This window comes from Mycobacterium sp. E342 (assembly GCF_001667665.1).
Taxonomy (GTDB): Bacteria; Actinomycetota; Actinomycetes; order Mycobacteriales; family Mycobacteriaceae; genus Mycobacterium.
In genome coordinates this window covers 33,067-51,803 of record NZ_LZJM01000009.1, presented here as the reverse complement: position 1 = coordinate 51,803, position 18,737 = coordinate 33,067, and the positions used below count along the sequence as shown (strand labels likewise).

At 67.3% G+C, this 18,737-nt stretch carries 20 protein-coding genes; 9 read left to right on the top strand and 11 right to left on the bottom strand.

Annotation, left to right across the window (positions count from 1 at the left end; translation table 11 throughout):
• Positions 1–850, bottom strand: an 850-nt coding sequence (locus tag A5692_RS00635; RefSeq protein WP_068051068.1) for an acetaldehyde dehydrogenase (acetylating), incomplete at its 3' end; no start/stop codon positions are given.
• Positions 851–904: 54 nt separating this feature from the next.
• Complete coding sequence (locus A5692_RS00630; protein WP_068051066.1) at positions 905–1,690, bottom strand: 2-keto-4-pentenoate hydratase; 786 nt, start codon at positions 1,688–1,690, stop codon at positions 905–907.
• A 72-nt stretch (positions 1,691–1,762) separates the two neighbouring features.
• Here A5692_RS00630 and kstD point away from each other — a divergent pair, with 72 nt between their 5' ends.
• Together kstD and A5692_RS00620 are read left to right on the top strand one after the other, a co-directional pair.
• Complete coding sequence (kstD, locus tag A5692_RS00625) at positions 1,763–3,445, top strand: 3-oxosteroid 1-dehydrogenase (protein WP_068051075.1); 1,683 nt, start codon at positions 1,763–1,765, stop codon at positions 3,443–3,445.
• A gap of 1 nt (position 3,446) precedes the next feature.
• Complete coding sequence (locus A5692_RS00620; protein WP_068051064.1) at positions 3,447–4,307, top strand: MaoC/PaaZ C-terminal domain-containing protein; 861 nt, start codon at positions 3,447–3,449, stop codon at positions 4,305–4,307.
• A gap of 72 nt (positions 4,308–4,379) precedes the next feature.
• Here A5692_RS00620 and A5692_RS00615 read toward each other — a convergent pair whose 3' ends face one another.
• From A5692_RS00615 to A5692_RS00585, 7 genes are all read right to left on the bottom strand, one after another.
• Complete coding sequence (locus A5692_RS00615; RefSeq protein WP_068051062.1) at positions 4,380–5,219, bottom strand: DUF559 domain-containing protein; 840 nt, start codon at positions 5,217–5,219, stop codon at positions 4,380–4,382.
• A 135-nt stretch (positions 5,220–5,354) separates the two neighbouring features.
• Positions 5,355–6,524 (bottom strand): lipid-transfer protein, encoded by a 1,170-nt coding sequence (locus tag A5692_RS00610; RefSeq protein WP_068051060.1) that lies wholly within the window; start codon positions 6,522–6,524, stop codon positions 5,355–5,357.
• Entirely contained in the window at positions 6,524–6,925 is a 402-nt protein-coding gene (locus A5692_RS00605) for a MaoC family dehydratase (RefSeq protein WP_068051058.1), read from the bottom strand. Before A5692_RS00605 ends, A5692_RS00610 begins: the two co-directional genes overlap by 1 nt.
• Entirely contained in the window at positions 6,922–7,875 is a 954-nt protein-coding gene (locus A5692_RS00600) for a bifunctional MaoC family dehydratase N-terminal/OB-fold nucleic acid binding domain-containing protein (RefSeq protein WP_068051056.1), read from the bottom strand. Before A5692_RS00600 ends, A5692_RS00605 begins: the two co-directional genes overlap by 4 nt.
• Entirely contained in the window at positions 7,872–9,035 is a 1,164-nt protein-coding gene (gene fadE29, locus A5692_RS00595) for an acyl-CoA dehydrogenase FadE29 (protein WP_068051054.1), read from the bottom strand. The genes A5692_RS00600 and fadE29 overlap by 4 nt, the downstream gene beginning before the upstream one ends.
• Complete coding sequence (locus tag A5692_RS00590) at positions 9,026–10,039, bottom strand: acyl-CoA dehydrogenase family protein (RefSeq protein WP_068051052.1); 1,014 nt, start codon at positions 10,037–10,039, stop codon at positions 9,026–9,028. The genes fadE29 and A5692_RS00590 overlap by 10 nt, the downstream gene beginning before the upstream one ends.
• Before the next feature lie 7 nt (positions 10,040–10,046).
• Entirely contained in the window at positions 10,047–11,288 is a 1,242-nt protein-coding gene (locus A5692_RS00585) for a cytochrome P450 (protein WP_068051050.1), read from the bottom strand.
• Between the two features lie 122 nt (positions 11,289–11,410).
• Between A5692_RS00585 and A5692_RS00580 the strand changes: the two genes are divergently transcribed.
• Genes A5692_RS00580 through A5692_RS00570 form a run of 3 tightly spaced genes read left to right on the top strand, consistent with a single transcriptional unit; the run spans position 11,411 to position 13,434 of the window.
• A complete protein-coding gene (locus tag A5692_RS00580; protein ID WP_068051049.1) occupies positions 11,411–12,574 on the top strand; it encodes a steroid 3-ketoacyl-CoA thiolase in 1,164 nt (387 codons plus the stop codon).
• Positions 12,575–12,580: 6 nt separating this feature from the next.
• Positions 12,581–12,967: a hypothetical protein gene (locus tag A5692_RS00575; RefSeq protein WP_068051048.1), complete on the top strand. Its 387-nt coding sequence runs from the start codon at positions 12,581–12,583 to the stop codon at positions 12,965–12,967.
• Positions 12,968–12,975: 8 nt separating this feature from the next.
• Positions 12,976–13,434, top strand: coding sequence for a nitroreductase family deazaflavin-dependent oxidoreductase (locus tag A5692_RS00570; RefSeq protein WP_068051047.1), 459 nt, complete (start codon positions 12,976–12,978; stop codon positions 13,432–13,434).
• 85 nt (positions 13,435–13,519) lie between these two features.
• On the opposite strand, the gene A5692_RS00565 is transcribed toward A5692_RS00570, so the two are convergent.
• Together A5692_RS00565 and A5692_RS00560 are read right to left on the bottom strand one after the other, a co-directional pair.
• Positions 13,520–14,425: an SDR family oxidoreductase gene (locus A5692_RS00565; protein WP_068051045.1), complete on the bottom strand. Its 906-nt coding sequence runs from the start codon at positions 14,423–14,425 to the stop codon at positions 13,520–13,522.
• Positions 14,426–14,439: 14 nt separating this feature from the next.
• Positions 14,440–15,225, bottom strand: coding sequence for an SDR family oxidoreductase (locus A5692_RS00560; protein ID WP_197514300.1), 786 nt, complete (start codon positions 15,223–15,225; stop codon positions 14,440–14,442).
• Between the two features lie 59 nt (positions 15,226–15,284).
• Between A5692_RS00560 and echA20 the strand changes: the two genes are divergently transcribed.
• From echA20 to ipdC, 4 genes are read left to right on the top strand one after another with little or no spacing between them, the layout of a single operon-like run.
• A complete protein-coding gene (gene echA20, locus A5692_RS00555; protein ID WP_068051043.1) occupies positions 15,285–16,043 on the top strand; it encodes a (7aS)-7a-methyl-1,5-dioxo-2,3,5,6,7,7a-hexahydro-1H-indene-carboxyl-CoA hydrolase in 759 nt (252 codons plus the stop codon).
• A complete protein-coding gene (gene ipdA, locus A5692_RS00550; RefSeq protein WP_068051041.1) occupies positions 16,040–16,924 on the top strand; it encodes a cholesterol ring-cleaving hydrolase subunit IpdA in 885 nt (294 codons plus the stop codon). The genes echA20 and ipdA overlap by 4 nt, the downstream gene beginning before the upstream one ends.
• A complete protein-coding gene (gene ipdB / locus A5692_RS00545) occupies positions 16,921–17,664 on the top strand; it encodes a cholesterol ring-cleaving hydrolase subunit IpdB (protein WP_068051039.1) in 744 nt (247 codons plus the stop codon). The genes ipdA and ipdB overlap by 4 nt, the downstream gene beginning before the upstream one ends.
• A complete protein-coding gene (gene ipdC, locus A5692_RS00540) occupies positions 17,664–18,737 on the top strand; it encodes a (3aS,4S,5R,7aS)-5-hydroxy-7a-methyl-1-oxo-octahydro-1H-indene-4-carboxyl-CoA dehydrogenase (protein ID WP_068051037.1) in 1,074 nt (357 codons plus the stop codon). The genes ipdB and ipdC overlap by 1 nt, the downstream gene beginning before the upstream one ends.

Genomic DNA, 18,737 nt, shown 5'->3' with positions numbered 1-18,737 from the left:
CGGCGGTCATGATGTCCAGGTTGCCCGCATAGGGGGGCAGGTAATCGCCGGCGCCCTCGACCTCGACGAACGTGGTGACCACCGCCTGACCGCCGGAGTTGAGCGACGGCTCGTCGAACTGCGGCTCGTTGAGCAGCCGGTATCCGGGCACATAGGTCTGCACCTCGGCCACCACGTCGTGAATGGACTGGGCGATGGCGTCGCGGTCGGCGTCCTCGGGGATGGCGCAGAAGATGGTGTCGCGCATGATCATCGGCGGATCGGCCGGATTCAGGATGATGATCGCCTTACCGCGCGTGGCGCCACCGATCGTCTCCACACCGCGGCTGGTGGTCTTGGTGAACTCATCGATGTTCGCCCGCGTCCCAGGCCCCGCCGACACCGAGGACACCGACGCCACGATCTCGGCATACGGCACCTCCACCACCCGGCTGACGGCGTAGACGATGGGGATGGTGGCCTGCCCCCCGCAGGTGATCATGTTGACGTTCGGCGCGTCCAAATGCTGGCGCAAATTCGCCGGCGGGATCACCGCCGGGCCCACTGCCGCCGGGGTCAAATCGATCGCCCGAATACCGGCGGCCGCATACTTCGGTGCGGCGCCGCGGTGCACATAGGCGCTGGTTGCCTCGAACACCAGATCGGGCTTCTCCGACTGGGCCAACAACCAGTCCACCCCCTCGTGGGTGGTCTCCAAGCCCAGCTTGCGAGCCCGGGCCAGCCCCTCGCTTTCGGGGTCGATACCCACCATCCACCGCGGCTCCAGCCAGTCCGATCGCAGCAGCTTGTACAGCAGGTCAGTACTGATGTTCCCCGACCCGACAATGGCCACACTCGCCTTAGCCGGCATGACGCTCCCCTTCGCGAAGCTCTCGATATTTAAGTCCGACGATTTAATTCGAGACTATTCGAACGACAAATGAACAGAGCCAAGGCCGGTGAACTCGGCGACGAACTCGTCTCCGGCGTGCGCGTCGATGGCCCGCGTGCAGGACCCGGGCAGCACCAGGTCGCCCTTGCGCAACCGCACGCCGAAGGCCTCCACCTTGCGGGCCAGCCAGGCCACCGCGGTGACCGGGTTACCCAACACCGCGTCGGTGCGGCCCTTGGCGACCACCTCACCGTTGCAGCGCAGCACCGCATCGATGCCCTTGACGTCGATGTCGCGCGGCGCAACGCGACCCTTGCCCAGCACGAAGCCGGCCGACGACGCGTTGTCGGCGATGGTGTCGCACAACTCGATCTTCCAATCGGTGATCCGGGTATCGATCAACTCGATCGAGGGCACCAACGCCTCGGTGCCGGCCAGCACATCCTCCTCGGTGCACTCGGCTCCCGGCAGGTCGGCGTTCAGCAGGAAACCCACCTCCACCTCCACCCGCGGCCACAGATACCGGTTCGCCTTCACCGGGATGTCCTCGAACAACTGCATCTCGTCCAGCAAATGCCCATAATCCGGCTCGTCGACCCCCATCATCTGCTGGATCGCCTTGGACGACAGCCCCACCTTGTGCCCCAGCACCCGCGCCCCCTCGGCCACCCGCTGACGGATGTTGATCAGCTGAATCTCATACGCGTCGACCACGTCGATGTCCGGGTGGACGGCGGTCAGCGGGGCGATCGGCTCGCGGCTTCGCTCGGCCTGCGCCAGTTCGGCAGCAAGCTCGTCGCGCGTTGCAACACTGAGCATCTGCGGAAGTCTCCTCGTTCGTGTGACCGGCCCAGTAGCGCCCGGCCCGGGCAATTCTATAACGTGTTCTACATGACAGCACAGGAGCTCGACGTCGTCGTGGTCGGGAGCGGCGGAGCCGGCATGGTAGCTGCCCTTACCGCCGCTCACCGGGGCCTTTCCACAGTGGTCATCGAGAAGGCTGCGCATTTCGGTGGCTCGACCGCGCGATCGGGTGGAGGTGTCTGGATCCCCAACAACGAGATCCTCAAGCGTGACGGCGTCCGGGACAGCCGCGAGGCGGCCCGGACCTATCTGCACGGCATCGTCGGCAACGTCGTCGAGCCGGAACGCATCGACACCTACCTCAACCGCGGGCCCGAGATGCTGTCCTTCGTGCTGGAGCACACCCCGCTGAAAATGTGCTGGGTTCCGCGCTACTCGGACTATTACCCCGAGGCCCCGGGCGGCCGCGCCGAGGGCCGCTCGATCGAGCCGAAGCCGTTCGACGCCCGCAAGCTGGGCGCCGATATGCCCGGATTGGAGCCCGCGTACGGCAAGGTTCCGCTCAATGTCGTTGTGATGCAGCAGGACTATGTGCGGCTGAACCAGCTGAAGCGCCACCCGCGGGGCGTGCTGCGAAGCCTGAAGGTCGGCGCCCGAACCATGTGGGCGAAGGCGACCGGCAAGAACCTGGTGGGCATGGGCCGGGCGTTGATCGGTCCGCTGCGCATCGGGCTGCAGCGGGCCGGCGTTCCGGTATTGCTGAACACCGCGCTCACCGACCTCTACGTCGAGGACGGTGTGGTGCGCGGCGTCTACGTTCGGGACACGGGCGCATCGGAGTCCGCGGAGCCGCGGCTGATCCGGGCCCGCCGCGGTGTGATCCTCGCCTCCGGCGGGTTCGAGCACAACGAGCAGATGCGGGTGAAGTACCAGCGCGCGCCGATCACGACGGAGTGGACCGTGGGCGCCAAGGCCAACACCGGCGACGGCATCGTCGCCGCCGAAAAGCTTGGCGCCGCACTGGAACTGATGGAAGACGCCTGGTGGGGCCCGACCGTGCCGCTGGTGGGCGCGCCGTGGTTCGCGTTGTCGGAACGCAATTCGCCGGGATCGATCATCGTCAACATGTCGGGCAAGCGGTTCATGAACGAGTCCATGCCCTATGTCGAGGCCTGCCACCACATGTACGGCGGGGAATACGGCCAGGGTCCGGGCCCGGGCGAGAACATCCCGGCGTGGCTGGTGTTCGACCAGCAGTACCGCGACCGCTACATCTTTGCGGGATTGCAACCGGGGCAACGCATTCCACGCAAATGGCTGGAGTCCGGGGTCATCATCCAGGCCGACACTCTCGATGAGCTGGCCCAGAAGGCGGGCCTTCCGGTCGCCGAGTTCACCGCGACGGTGGCGCGCTTCAACGGCTTCGCCAGGTCGGGCGTCGACGAGGACTACCACCGCGGTGAGAGCGCCTACGACCGCTACTACGGTGACCCGACCAACAAGCCGAACCCCAACCTCGGCGAGCTCACGCACGCGCCGTACTACGCCGCCAAGATGGTGCCGGGCGACCTGGGCACCAAAGGCGGTATCCGCACCGACGTCCATGGCCGCGCGCTGCGCGACGACGGCTCCATCATCGAGGGCCTTTACGCCGCAGGCAATGTCAGTGCCCCGGTGATGGGACACACCTACCCCGGTCCGGGCGGCACGATTGGCCCGGCCATGACCTTCGGCTACCTGGCCGCACTGCACATAGCGGGGGAAAGCTGACATGCCCATTGATGTAGGCGTCGCACTGGCGGCCGAGCTGGACCCCATCGACTTCGCTTGGACGAGCAGCGATGTGCAGCTCTACCACTTGGCTCTGGGTGCCGGCAGGGATCCGATGGACCCGCGCGAACTGCGCTACCTCGTCGACGACACACCGCAGGTCCTGCCGACGTTCGGCAACGTCGCGGCCTCCTTCCACATGACCAAGCCGCCTACCGTGCAGTTCCCCGGTATCGACATCGAGCTGGGCAGGGTGCTGCACGCCAGCGAGCGAGTGGAGGTGCCCGGGCCGCTGCCGCCCTCGGGATCCGCCCGCGCCGTCACCCGCTTCACCGACATCTGGGACAAGGGCAAGGCCGCGGTGATCTGGAGCGAGACGACGGTCAGCGCGCCCGACGGCACGCTGCTGTGGACGCAGCGGCGGTCCATCTTCGCCCGCGGCGAGGGCGGATTCGGCGGCGAACGCGGGCCGTCCTCATCGGACGCCGCGCCCGACCGCGCCCCCGACGTGGAGGTCGCGGTGCCGATCCTGCCGCAGCAGGCGCTGCTGTACCGGCTCTGCGGCGATCGCAACCCGCTGCATTCCGACCCGGAATTCGCTGCGGCGAACGGCTTTCCGCGGCCCATCCTGCACGGCCTGTGCACGTACGGCATGGCGTGCAAGGCCATCGTGGACACGATGCTGGACGGCGACGCCGGGGCGGTGGCCGCCTACGGCGCGCGCTTCGCCGGTGTGGCGTTCCCCGGTGAGACCCTCAACGTCGGGATCTGGAAGGAAGACGGGCGACTGCTGGCCACCGTCGTCGCGCCCTCGCGCGACAACGCGGTGGTGCTCTCCGGCGTCGAGTTGGTGCCCGCCTAGGGCTAGCTTTTCACCCCCTCCACGCCGAGCGTGAAGTTAGTCTCACGTTCGGCGTCGAGCGTGAAACTAATTTCACGCTCGACGGGCACGAGCCGCGCGGACTCGGCGGATGATGTCGGCCGGCCGATCACCCGCGACCACCCGGATGACGATCCACCCGAGGCGCTCGAGCGTCTCCAGCCTCCGGACGTCCCAGGTATATTGCCGGCGATCGCTGCGGTGCTGCTCGCCGTCATACTCAACCGCGACTTTCAACTCGTCCCAGCCCATGTCCAAATATGCGACTGCGCTTCCGAATTCATTGAGTACTGGAATTTGGGTTTGCGGCCTCGGTAATCCTGCCTGGATCAGGACGACGCGCAGCCAAGACTCCTTCGGAGACTGTGCTCCGCCGTCGAAGAGAGCTATCGCCTCCCTTGCCTGCACGATGCCCCGGCGGCCCGAGTACCTTTCCGCGAGCAGCTCGACATCCGCCGCCTTGATTCGCGTTGCACGTGCCAACGCATCGATGCCGGCCACTGCGGAGGTGGTCGGGTACCAGCAGCCGAGGTCGAGAGCCGTCCGGGCTGCCGACGTCACCGAGATCCCGGCTATGACAACAATCTCGTCATCATCGATGCGATCTGCATGAGCCCTGATCCCGGCCTGACGGTGGCGGTTGTCGTGAATGAGGTCCACCACCGTCGCGCCATCCACCCACTTGCTCCCGTGTAGCGCCGCCGCAGAGAAGCCGGCGACCACACCCTGGCGCCCGCTCCACAACCAACCGGCCCTCGCTCGCAGCTCGGCAGTGACTTCTGAATCCCGGCCGACATACACATCTCGGAAAAGTCGGATACAGGCGGTGCTCAGCTGACTTCGGCTCAATACGCCTCGAGCGACGGCCTCACTGCCAAGGAACGGCTCCCCCACGACGGCAGCGTCGCACGAGCCGCTCTCAGCGTCACTTCACTCGTCGAGTGTGAAGTTAGTTTCACGCTCGACCGCGACCGTGAAACTAACTTCACACTCGCGGATGCCGGGCCCCGGGCGCTCGGCCGCGCAGGCCTAGCCCAGGATCAAGCCCGACGTGGGGACACCGGTGCCCGCCGTCACCAGAACGTGCTCGACGTCGGGCACCGGGTTCACCGAGGTGCCACGCAGCTGCCGTACACCCTCGGCGATCCCGTTCATCCCGTGGATGTAGGCCTCGCCGAGTTGGCCGCCGTGCGTGTTGATGGGAAGCCGCCCACCGATCTCGATCGCACCGTCGGCGATGAAGTCCTTCGCCTCCCCCTTGCCGCAGAATCCCAACTCCTCCAACTGAATCAGCGTGAAGGGAGTGAAGTGGTCGTAGAGGATGGCGGTCTGAATGTCGGATGGCTTCAGGCCGGACTGTTGCCACAGCTGCTGTCCCACCACGCCCATCTCGGGCAGACCCAGTTCCGGTCGGTAGTAGCTGACCATCGTGTACTGGTCGGGGCTCGAGCCCTGCGACGCCGCCTCGATGACGGCCGACCGCTGCTTGAGGTCCCGCGCGCGCTCGACGGATGTCACCACGATCGCGACCGCGCCGTCGGTCTCCTGGCAGCAGTCCAGCAGCCGCAGCGGCTCGGCGATCCATCGCGAATTCTGATGATCATCAATGGTTATCGGCTTCTCGTAGAAGTAAGCCTTGGGGTTCTTGGCGGCGTGTTTGCGGTCGGCCACCGAGATCACACCGAAGTCGCGGCTGGTGGCACCGGACAGGTGCATGTAGCGCCGCGCGATCATGGCGACCTGCGCGGCCGGCGTCGAGAGCCCGTGCGGGTAGGAGAAGGAGTTGTCCGCAGCGGTCGAATCCGCCTGTGCGCGAGCGTCGCCCGCCAGCCGGGTCTGCACCTGACCGAACCGCATGCCCGACCGCTCGTTGAACGCCCGGTACGCCACCACGACGTCGGCCACCCCGGTGGCGACGGCGATCGCGGCCTGCTGAACGGTCGCGCACGCGGCGCCGCCACCGTAGCCGATCTGCGAGAAGAACTTCAGGTCACCGATGCCGACCGCCCGCGCCACCGCCGTCTCGTTGTTGGTGTCCATCGTGAAGGTGGTCAGCCCGTCGACGTCCGCCGGGGTCAGCCCGGCGTCGTCCAACGCGTCCAAAACCGCCTCGGCCGCGAGCCGCAACTCGCTGCGGCCGGAGTCCTTCGAGAAGTCGGTGGCACCGATGCCGACGATCGCGGCTTTACCCGACAACATCAGGAGTCCCCCATCGTCAGCGTCACCGTCGCGATCACGTGGTCACCAAGGCTGTTGCGCCCGAACACCTTCACCGTGATCAGGCCGTCGTCCACGGCGGTCACCTCGCCGGAGAAGGTGACCGTGTCGTAGGCGTACCACGGCACCCCGAGCCGCAGCCCGATCGACTTGATCAGCGCAGACGGGCCCGCCCAGTCGGTGACGTAGCGCTGCACCAGCCCGGTGTCGGTCAAGATGTTGACGAAGATGTCCTTCGACCCTTTGGCCTGCGCCAGATCCCGGTCGTGGTGCACGTCCTGGAAGTCGCGGGTGGCCAGGGCCGTCGAGATGATGAAGGTCGGATCGCCGTGCAGCTTGAGCTCGGGCAGCGTCGTGCCGACTTCGATGGCCGGTGCGCTCATGCCTCGGGCTCCCAGGCATACAGTGTCCACTCGGGGCCGGTGTCGCCCGCCGGAAAGTCGATATAGGTTGCGCGCACCGGCATTCCAATCTCCACGTCGGCGGGGTCCACCCCGCGCAGCTCGCCCAGCATTCGCACGCCCTCGTCGAGCTCGACCAACGCGATCACGAACGGCAGCGTGCGGCCCGGCACCTTCGGCGCATGATGCACGACGAAACTGAACACCGTGCCCTTGCCGGAGGCCACCACGTAGTCGATCGGGGCGGCTTTGTCCTGCCATACCGCCGGCACCGGCGGGTGCTGCAGGCTCCCGTCGGGCCGGCGCTGGATCCTTAGCTCGTGCGCCTTTACGCCCTCCCAGAAGAAGGCCGTATCGCGCGACGACGCGGGGCGCATCATCGCTTCGGGATCCAGGTCCGCGGGCACCGAGGACGGCGTGGCATCCGACTCGCGGGGCTTGAATTTGAGTATGCGCCAATTCATCTCGGCGACGTCCTCGTCGCCCACCCGCCAGATGATGTGCTGGTTGATGAAGTAGCCCTCACCCAGGCCGGTCTGCTTGGGGCCCACCACGTCGCCCATCTCGGAGGTGATGCTGACGTGCTCGCCGGGCTGCAGGTAGCGGTGGTAGGTCTGTTCGCAGTTGGTGGCGACGACGCCGATGTAGCCCGCGTCGTCGAACAGCTGCATGATCGGGCCCATCGGGTCGTCCTTCGGACGTTCCCCGCCCAGGCCGAACATGGTCCACACCTGAATCATGGCCGGCGGGGCCACGATTCCCGGGTGCCCGACGGCGCGGGCCGCGGCCTCGTCGACGTAGATGGGGTTCTTGTCGCCGATGGCCTCCACCCAGTTGTTGATCATCGGCTGGTTGACCGGGTCGCGGCCGGCGCGCGGCTTCGGGCCGCCGGCCGCCTTGATCTCCGCGACGGCGTCCTGGATGTCGGTCACCGGGGAACCCTCGGCACTTTGAGACCGGCGGCCGCGATCATCTCTCGCATGACTTCGTTCACGCCTCCACCGAAGGTGATCACCAGGTTCCGCTTGGTTTGCGAGTCCAACCATTTGAGCAGCTCGGCGGTGTCCGCCTCGGCGGGGTTGCCATACTTGCCGACGATTTCCTCGGCGAGCCGGCCGATGCGCTGGATGCGCTCGGTGCCAAAGACTTTGGTCGACGCGGCGTCGGCCACGTTGATGTCCTCACCCGCGGCGGCCACCTGCCAGTTCAGCAGCTCGTTGATCCGCCACGTCGCGTGGATCTCGCCGAGCGCGCACTTGACGTCGGCGTGGTCGATCGGCGTGACCCCGTCCGCACCCGGCTTCGACGCCCAGGCATGCACTCGGTCGTAGATGCCGGCGATGCGACCGGCGGGGCCCAGCATGACCCGTTCGTTGTTGAGCTGGGTGGTGATGAGTTTCCACCCGCCGTTCTCCTCGCCGACCAGCATGTCGGCGGGCACGCGCACGTCGTTGTAATAAGTGGCGTTGGTGTGGTGGGCGCCGTCGGACAGGATGACGGGCGTCCACGAGTAGCCCGGATCCTTGGTGTCGACGATCAGTATCGAGATGCCCTTGTGTTTCACCGCTTCCGGGTCCGTGCGGCAGGCCAGCCAGATGTAGTCCGCGTCGTGTCCGCCGGTGGTCCACATCTTCTGGCCGTTGACGATGTACTCATCACCGTGGCGCACGGCGGTGGTGCGCAGCGAAGCCAGGTCGGTCCCCGCCTCGGGCTCGCTGTAACCGATCGCGAAGTGAACCTCACCCGCCAGGATCGCCGGCAGGAACTTCTTCTTCTGCATCTCGCTGCCGAACTGCTGCAGAGTCGGGCCGACGGTCTGCAACGTCACGGCGGGCAGGGGCACGTCGGCCCGATGCGCCTCGTTGACGAAGATCGACTGCTCGATCGGTCCGAAGCCCAAGCCGCCGAACTCCTTTGGCCACCCAACCCCGAGCTTGCCGTCCTTGCCCATCCGCCGGATCACGGCGCGGTAGGCCTCGTTGTGACGGTCCTGCTCCATCGCCTTCATCTCGTCGGACGAGATGAGGTTCGAGAAGTATTCGCGTAGTTCCGCCTGCAGCTGGCGCTGCTCTGGAGTCAGGTCTATGAACATTGCGCTCCCACCAGGTCGAGACGATGAGAAGGCCCACCCAGCAGCCGGGTCAGGTCTTTGATCGTGGAATAGTACCGGTGCATCGGATAGGTGATGTCCATTCCCATGCCGCCGTGCAGGTGGTGGCAGAGCTGCATCACCGGCGCAGCCTGCGAGGCGATCCAGTACCCGAGGACATCCAGATCATCGTCGGCGTCCCGGCCCTCCGACAGCCGCCACGCGACCGACTTCGCCGCCAAATCGATGGTGCGCGAGGCGATGTACACCTCGGCGAGCTGGGCCGCGACGGTCTGAAACGTCGACAGTGGTTTGCCGAACTGCTTGCGGTTGGCCACGTAGTCCGCGGTGAGGCGCAGTGCCCCGGCCACCAGCCCGTCGGCGTAGGCGCCGACGGCCACCAGCGCCAGCTGGTTGACTCGAGACGCCGTCGCGCCCGCCAGGACGTCGGAGTCGCCGACGGCCACGTCGGCGAACGTCACCGTGTATTCCTCGGCGCCGCTCGACGTCGGGGTCTGGACCAACTGCACACCGTCGGCCTTGGGCGACACGACGACGACCGCGCTGTCCGCGGTGACGATCATCCAATCCGCTTGTGCGGCATAGCCGACGCCGACCTTGGTACCCGACAGCCGCCCGCCGGCGAAGGTGGTCGACGGTCGGTCGGGCAGCGCGGTGCCGGGCTCGTTCAGGGCGGCCGTCAGCACGCCGCCCTTGGTGACGCCGGCCAGGAAACGGTCCTGCTGCTCCTCGGATGCGAGGTCGAGCAGTGGCACCACGCCGAAGCCGAGCGTGGCCAGCGCGGGCGTGATGGCGCCGTGGCGGCCCGCCTCGGTCAGCACCGTGGCGACCTCGGGCAGCCCCACGCCGTCGCCGCCGAGCCGCTCGGGCACCGGCAGCGCGGTCACGCCCCCACTGACCAACGCGTCCCAGCTCAGGTCCCGGCCCAGCACCGAGGTCACCACGTCGGCGACGGCCTGTTGCGTCGCGGTCAGATTGAAGTCCATCAGGACGTCACCGCGCGGTTCCGGCGTAGTCGACCTGCCAGTGCTTGATGCCGTTGAGCCAGCCCGACCGCAGCCGCTCGGGCTCGCCGATCGGCTTGAGGTCCGGCATGTGGTCGGCGACCGCGTTGAAGATCAGGTTGATGGTCATGCGGGCCAGGTTCGCGCCGATGCAGTAGTGCGCGCCCGTACCGCCGAAACCGACGTGGGGATTCGGGTCGCGCAGGATGTTGAAGGTGTGCGGGTCCTCGAAGACCTCTTCGTCGAAGTTGGCCGACCGGTAGGACATCACCACCCGCTGACCCTTCTTGATCTGCACGCCGGCCAGCTCGGTGTCCTCGCTGGCGGTGCGCTGGAAGGCCGATACCGGGGTGGCCCACCGGATGATCTCGTCGGCGGTGGTCGACGGGCGCTCCTTCTTGAACAGCTCCCATTGATCGGGGTTGTTCGCCATGGCGATCATGCCGTGGGTGATCGAGTTCCGCGTGGTCTCGTTGCCCGCCACGGCGAGCATGACGACGAAGAAACCGAACTCGTCATCGGAGAGCTTTTCACCCTCGATGTCGGCCTGGACGAGGGTGGTGACGATGTCGTCGGTGGGGTTCTTGCCCCGCTCCTCGGCCATGGCCATCGCGTACGTGATCAGCTCCATGGACGACTGGGCGGGATCGACGTGGGCGTACTCGGGGTCGGTGCCACCGGTCATCTCGTTGGACCAGCGGAACAGCTTGTCGCGGTCCTCCTGCGGGACGCCGAGCAGGCCGGCGATGGCCTGCAACGGCAGCTCGCATGAGACCTGCTCGACGAAGTCGCCGCTGCCCTCGGCCGCGGCGGTCTTGGCGATGTTCTGGGCGCGCTGGGCCAGTTCGGCTTCCAGCCGCCCGATGGCCCGCGGCGTGAATCCGCGGGAGATGATCTTGCGCAGCCGGGTGTGGTGCGGCGCGTCCATGTTGAGCATGACGCTGCGCTGCAGCTCGACCTGCTCGCGCTTCATCTCCGGCGGCCAGGTCGGGATGGCGCCGTTCATCCAGCTGGAGAAGATGTCGCTGCGTTTCGACACCTCCTTGACGTCGGCGTGCTTGGTGACGATCCAATAGCCGTGGTCCTCGAACCCGCCCGCGCCGTTGGGGATGTCGACCCAGTGGATCGGCTCCGCCTTGCGGAGCAAGGCGAGTTCCTCCACGGGCAACCCCGCGAGGTTGACGTCGGGGTCCAGGAAGTCGAAATCGGCGGGAATGTTGGGGGGTGCCATGATGTGTGCGCTCCTCAATTGCAACGTGTTCTAGTGCCAGTAAAACACGGCTCCTAGGCAGATAAAAGGCAGGTCATCATCCTCGCTTGTCAGAGTAATGAAACGTGTTCTAGCCTGACGGAATGGGTAACCCGGTAATCGTCGAAGCCACCCGCAGCCCGATCGGCAAGCGGAACGGCTGGCTGTCAGGACTGCACGCCACCGAGCTCCTCGGTGCGGTGCAGAAGGCACTGGTGGAGAAGGCCGGCATCGATCCGGCCGATGTCGAACAGGTGATCGGCGGCTGCGTGACGCAGTTCGGCGAGCAGTCCAACAACATCACCAGGGTCAGCTGGCTGGTCGCCGGGCTGCCGGAGCACGTCGGCGCCACGACCGTGGACTGCCAGTGCGGCAGCAGCCAGCAGGCCAACGGCCTGATCGCCGGCCTGATCGCGGCGGGTGCCATCGACGTCGGCATCGCGTGCGGCATCGAGGCCATGAGCCGCGTCGGCCTCGGCGCCAACGCCGGTCCCGACCGCAGCATCCTGCGGCCCGCGTCGTGGGACATCGACCTGCCCGACCAGTTCACCGCGGCCGAGCGGATCGCCAAGCGGCGTGGCATCACCCGCGACGACCTCGACGAGTTCGGGTACCAGTCCCAGGCCAAGGCCAAGCTGGCGTGGGAGGAAGGCCGTTTCGACCGCGAGATCTCCCCGATCGAGGCGCCGGCGCTGGACGAGAACAAGCAACCGACCTCGGAGCGGGTGACCATCTCCCGCGACCAGGGCCTGCGCGAAACCACGCTGTCCGGGCTTTCCGCGCTGAAGCCGGTCATCGACGGTGGCTTTCACACCGCGGGAACGTCCTCGCAGATTTCCGACGGGGCCGCGGCCGTGCTGTGGATGGACGAGGACAAGGCCAAGGCTCTCGGGCTGCGTCCGCGGGCGCGCATCGTCAGCCAGGCGCTGGTCGGCGCCGAGCCCTACTACCACCTGGACGGCCCGGTGCAGTCGACGGCCAAGGTGTTGGAGAAGGCCGGCATGAAGATGGGTGACATCGACATCACCGAAATCAACGAGGCGTTCGCCTCCGTCGTGCTGTCCTGGGCCCGGGTGCACAATCCGGACATGGACAAGGTGAACGTCAACGGCGGCGCCATCGCGCTGGGCCACCCGGTGGGCAGCACCGGCAGCCGGCTGATCACCACCGCGCTGCACGAGCTGGAGCGCACCGACCAGAGCACCGCGCTGATCACCATGTGCGCGGGCGGCGCCCTGTCCACCGGCACCATCATCGAGCGCATCTAGCCCGTCTTGATCGTCTCCGAAGCGGGCCGCATCGCCGCGGCGCAGTCCTACATCGACGCGCTCGTCAGCCATGACGGTGACTCCGTTCCATTCGCCGCCCGGTGCACCCGCGTCGAGCAGGGGTTCAAGAACGGGTTCTCCGGAAACCACTTGCGCCGCAGTCTCAATCGCGGGGCGCAGTACCGATTGCTCGCCGACACCACGCCGCCCGACTACCGGATCGAGGGCGACGCGGTGCACGCGGCCTACACCGTGCTGACCAAGGCGGCGTTCGGCGGACGGCGGCTGGCCGCGCGGGTCGACGAGATGTTCGTGATTCCCGCCGAAAGCCCAAGCGGGAAAGCCGAAATCCACCACATCAAGGTTCGCTTCCAACCGTTTATTCAGCGCTGAGGACTCTCATGCCCAAACCGAAGCCACGCTCTTTGAATGCGCCTTGGGTCAGTTTCATCATCAAGTGGATGGCCAAGAGCAACGCGTGGATCTACAAGCGCAGCAACGGAAGATTCGGCGCCACCTTCCAGAACGCTCCGGTCGCGCTGCTCACCACGACGGGCCGCAAATCGGGTGAACCCCGGGTGAGCCCGCTGCTCTACCTGCGCGAAGGGGACCGCGTGGTATTGGTCGCATCGAAGGGCGGCAGCGACAAGCACCCGCTGTGGTACCTCAATCTCAAGGCCAATCCCAAAGTCTCCGTGCAGATCAAGGACGAGGTGCTGCAACTGCAGGCCCGCGACGCCACCGAGGCCGAACGCGCGGAGTACTGGCCGAAGCTGGATGCCATGTACCCGTCGTTCGGCGACTACCGGTCCTGGACCGATCGGGTGATCCCGGTGGTGATCTGCGACCCCGTGGGCTAGACGGGCCCGGCCGCCGCGCCGAGCGTGCACTCAGCGCGAAAAAACGACCAACATCCCGCGCTGAATGCACGTTCGGCGCAAGGGGTCAGGCGCCGTACACGGGGACCGGCGGGCGCGCCTTGGCGAGCAGATCAGCGACGACGGGCCCCAATTCCGCCGGGTCCCACTTCGCGCCCTTGTCGATCTGCGGCCCGTGCGCCCAGCCCTCGGCGACCCGGATCTTGCCGCCCTCGACCTCGAACACCTTCCCCGTGACGTCGCGGGATTCGGCGCTGCCCAGCCACACCACCAGCGGCGAGACGTTCTCGGGCGCCATGGCATCGAAATCCTGGTCCTGCGTTGCCATCATCTCGGCGAAGACTGTCTCGGTCATGCGGGTGCGGGCGGACGGCGCGATGGCGTTGACGGTGACGCCGTAGCGACCCATTTCGGCGGCACCGACCAGCGTCATCGCGGCGATGCCCGCCTTGGCGGCGCTGTAGTTGCCCTGTCCGACGCTGCCCTGCAGGCCGGCGCCCGAACTGGTGTTGACGATCCGCGCGTCGACGGCCTTGCCCTCTTTGGACAGCCCGCGCCAGTACGACGCGGCGTGCCGCATGGTGGCGAAGTGCCCCTTGAGATGCACGGCGATGACGGCGTCGAACTCCTCCTCGCTGGTGTTGGCCATCATCCGGTCGCGCACGATGCCCGCGTTGTTGACCAGAACGTCGAGCCCGCCAAAGGTGTCGATGGCCGTCCGGATCAGGCCGGCCGCCTGGTTCCAGTCGGCGACGTTGGAGCCGTCGGCGACGGCTTCGCCACCGGCCGCGGTGATTTCGTCGACCACGCCCTGGGCGGCGCTGCCGCCGCCGGCCGGTGAACCGTCGAGGCCCACGCCGATGTCGTTGACCACCACGCGCGCGCCCTCGGCCGCGAAGGCCAGCGCATGCGCACGACCGATACCGCCGCCCGCTCCGGTGACGATGACGACGCGGCCGTCAACCACTCCCATTGTTCGTGTCTCCTCTACTTGATCGCGCTGGCGTTCGTGGTGGCCAGATAGTGCGGCGGCTCGCCGCCGCCGTGCACCTCCAGCGAGGCACCGCTGATGTAGGACGCGGCGTCTGATGCCAAAAATGCCGCGGCCCAACCGATATCGTCGGGCTTGGCCAACCGGCCCAGGGGCACGTTCTTCGAGATCGCGGCGATGGACTCGGCGTCACCGTAGAACAGTTCGGACTGCTCGGTCTCCACCATGCCGACCACGCAGGCGTTCACCCGGACCTTCGGCCCCCATTCCACCGCCAGCGTCTGGGTCAGGCTCTCCAGGCCGGCCTTGGCCGCCCCGTACGCACCGGTGCCGGGCGACGGCCGGCGGCCACTGAGACTGCAGATGTTGACGATCGACCCGCCACGGTCCTGCTGTTGCATCTTGTCGTTGGCGTGTTGCGAAACCGACAGCGCGCCAATCAGATTGAGCTCGATAATCTTGCGGTTGAACTTCGCGCTGGATTCCGCGGTCAGCACGTACGGCGAACCGCCGGCGTTGTTGACCACCACGTCGAGCCGGCCGTGCTTGTCGACGACGGCGTCGATCAGCGCCTTGACGGCATCGTCGTCGCGGACGTCGCAGGAATGGAACTCGTAGGGCAATCCCTCGACGGCCCGCCGCGCACAGGTGACGACGGTCGCGCCCTGCCCGGCGAAGACCGAGCTGATGCCGGCGCCCACCCCGCGGACCCCGCCGGTGACCAGGACCACCCGGCCGGCGAGCCCCAAGTCGATGGCGTCGGGTACTTCGGCGCGAGTCACTGTGCTAGCGTACCAAGCAAGTGCTTGCTTAGGTAGTTACCCCACAAGGAAGTGGCACCTTGCCCATCACATCCAAAACCACCGAGCCGGGCATCGTCGCGGTCACCGTCGACTTCCCCCCGGTCAACGCCATCCCGTCGCGCGGTTGGTTCGAACTGGCCGACGTCATCACGGCCGCCGGCGACGATCCCGAGACCCACGTCGTCATCCTGCGGGCCGAGGGCCGCGGCTTCAACGCCGGGGTCGACATCAAGGAGATGCAGCGCACCGAGGGATTCACCGCGCTGATCGACGCCAACCGCGGCTGTTTCGCCGCCTTCCGCGCGGTCTATGAGTGCGCGGTGCCCGTCGTCGCCGCGGTCAACGGGTTCTGCGTCGGCGGCGGCATCGGCCTGGTCGGCAACTCCGACGTCATCGTGGCCTCCGAGGACGCCACCTTCGGGCTGCCCGAGGTGGAGCGCGGCGCCCTGGGCGCGGCCACCCACCTGTCCCGGCTGGTGCCCCAGCACATGATGCGGCGGCTGTTCTTCACCGCCGCCACCGTCGACGCCGCCACCCTGCACCACTTCGGTTCGGTGCACGAGGTGGTGCCGCGCGACCAGCTGGACGAGGCCGCGTTGCGGGTCGCCCGGGACATCGCCGCCAAGGACACCCGCGTCATCCGCGCGGCCAAAGAGGCGCTCAACCTCATCGACGTGCAGCGGGTCAACTCGAGTTACCGCATGGAGCAAGGCTTTACGTTCGAGCTCAACCTGGCCGGCGTCGCCGACGAGCACCGCGACGCCTTCGCCGGTACGGCGAAGGGCAAAAAAGAATGACCGACAAGAGAACCACGTTGGACGAGGCCGTCGCCCAACTGCGCAGCGGCATGACGATCGGCATCGGCGGCTGGGGCTCGCGGCGCAAGCCGATGGCATTCGTGCGGGCCATGCTGCGCACCGACATCAAAGACCTGACCATAGTCACCTACGGTGGCCCGGATTTGGGCCTGCTGTGCTCGGCCGGCAAGGTGAAGCGCGCCTACTACGGCTTCGTCTCGCTCGACTCCCCGCCCTTCTACGACCCCTGGTTCGCCAAGGCCCGCACCAGCGGCGCGATCGAGGCCCGGGAGATGGACGAGGGCATGCTGCGGTGCGGCCTGCAGGCGGCCGCGCAGCGCCTGCCGTTCCTGCCGATCCGGGCCGGCCTGGGCAGCTCGGTGCCCGACTTCTGGGAGGGCGAGCTGCGGACCGTGACCAGCCCGTACGCCGCGCCGGAGGGCGGCCACGAGACGCTGATCGCGATGCCGGCGCTGCGCCTGGACGCGGCGTTCGTCCACCTCAATCTCGGCGACTGCCGGGGCAACGCGGCCTACACCGGGATCGATCCCTACTTCGACGACCTGTTCCTGATGGCCGCCGACAAGCGCTTCCTGTCGGTGGAGCGCGTCGTCTCCACCGAGGAGCTGGTCAAGGCCGTTCCCCCGCAGGCCCTGCTGGTGAACCGGATGATGGTCGACTCCGTGGTGGAGGCGCCGGGCGGCGCCCACTTCACCACCGCCGCACCGGATTACGGCCGCGATGAGAAATTCCAGCGTCATTACGCCGAAGCCGCCTCGACCGAGGAGGGCTGGCAGAAGTTCGTCCAGACCTACCTGTCCGGTGGCGAGGACGACTACCAGGCGGCGGTTCGCGCATTCGCAGAGGAGGCCGCCAAGTGAGCAGCACCCGCGCCGAAGTCTGCGCAGCGGCCTGCGCCGATTTGTTCGCCGGAGCAGGCGAGATCATGGTCAGCCCGATGACCAACATGGCGTCCGTCGGGGCCCGGCTGGCGCGGTTGACCTTTTCACCGGACATCCTGCTGACCGACGGCGAGGCGCAGTTGCTCGCGGATACCCCGGCCCTGGGCAAGACCGGACCCGTCGAGGGCTGGATGCCGTTCGGCCGGGTCTTCGAAACGCTGGCCTGGGGTCGCCGGCACGTGGTCATGGGCGCCAATCAGGTTGACCGCTTTGGCAACCAGAACATTTCCGCGTTCGGTCCACTGCAACACCCGACCCGGCAGATGTTCGGCCTGCGGGGCGCGCCGGGGAACGCGATCAACCACGCCACCAGCTATTGGGTGGGCAATCACTCCAAGCGGGTGTTCTGTGAGGCCGTCGACGTGGTCTGCGGCATCGGCTGGGACAAGGTGGACCCGGACAATCCGGCGTTCCGCTTCGCCAACACCTACCGGGTGGTGTCCAACCTCGGGGTGTTCGACTTCGGCGGCCCGGACCACACCATGCGGGCGCTGACGCTGCACCCGGGGGTGTCGCCCGACGACGTTCGTGAGGCCACGTCGTTCGAGGTGCACGGCGTGGACGAGGCGGGCGAGACCAGGCTGCCGACGGACGAAGAGCTCCGCCTGATCCGCGAGGTGATCGATCCGAAATCCCTGCGCGACAGGGAGATCCGTTGATGAGGTTACGCACGCCGCTGACCGAACTGGTCGGCGTCGAGCACCCGGTGGTGCAAACCGGGATGGGCTGGGTGGCCGGTGCCCGGCTGGTGTCCGCGACGGCCAACGCGGGCGGGCTGGGCATCCTGGCATCGGCCACCATGACGCTGGACGAGTTGGCGACGGCGATCGGCAAGGTCAAGGCCGCCACCGACAAGCCGTTCGGCGTGAACATCCGCGCCGACGCCGCCGACGCCGGCGACCGCGTCGACCTGATGATCCGCGAGGGCGTCAAGGTGGCGTCGTTCGCGCTGGCACCCAAGCAGGAGCTCATCGCCCGGCTGAAAGAGGCCGGTGCCGTGGTGATTCCATCGATCGGTGCGGCCAAGCACGCAAAGAAGGTGGCGGCCTGGGGTGCCGACGCGATGATCGTGCAGGGCGGCGAGGGGGGCGGCCACACCGGACCAGTCGCCACCACGCTGTTGCTGCCGTCGGTGCTGGATGCCGTGCAGGGCAGCGGAATCCCGGTGATCGCGGCGGGGGGATTCTTCGACGGGCGCGGGCTGGCGGCCGCGCTGAGCTACGGCGCCGCCGGCGTGGCAATGGGCACCCGCTTCCTGCTGACCTCCGATTCGACGGTGCCCGACACGGTCAAGCGGCGCTACCTGGATGCGGCCTTGGACGGCACGGTGGTCACCACCCGCGTGGACGGAATGCCGCACCGCGTCCTGCGCACCGGACTGGTCGAGAGGCTGGAAAGCGGTTCGCCGGTAAGGGGCCTCACCGCGGCCGTCCGCAATGCGGCGAAGTTCAAGCACATGTCGCAGATGACGTGGCGATCGATGATCCGCGATGGCCTGGCCATGCGCCATGGCAAGGAACTGACCTGGTCACAGGTGGTGATGGCGGCCAACACGCCGATGCTGCTCAAGGCCGGCCTGGTCGAGGGCAATACCGAGGCCGGCGTGCTGGCCTCGGGCCAAGTGGCAGGCATCCTCGAGGACCTGCCGTCGTGCTCCGAACTGATCGACTCGATCGTGCGGGACGCGATCAGGCATCTACAGGCGGCGTCGGCGCTCGTCGAAGAACGATAA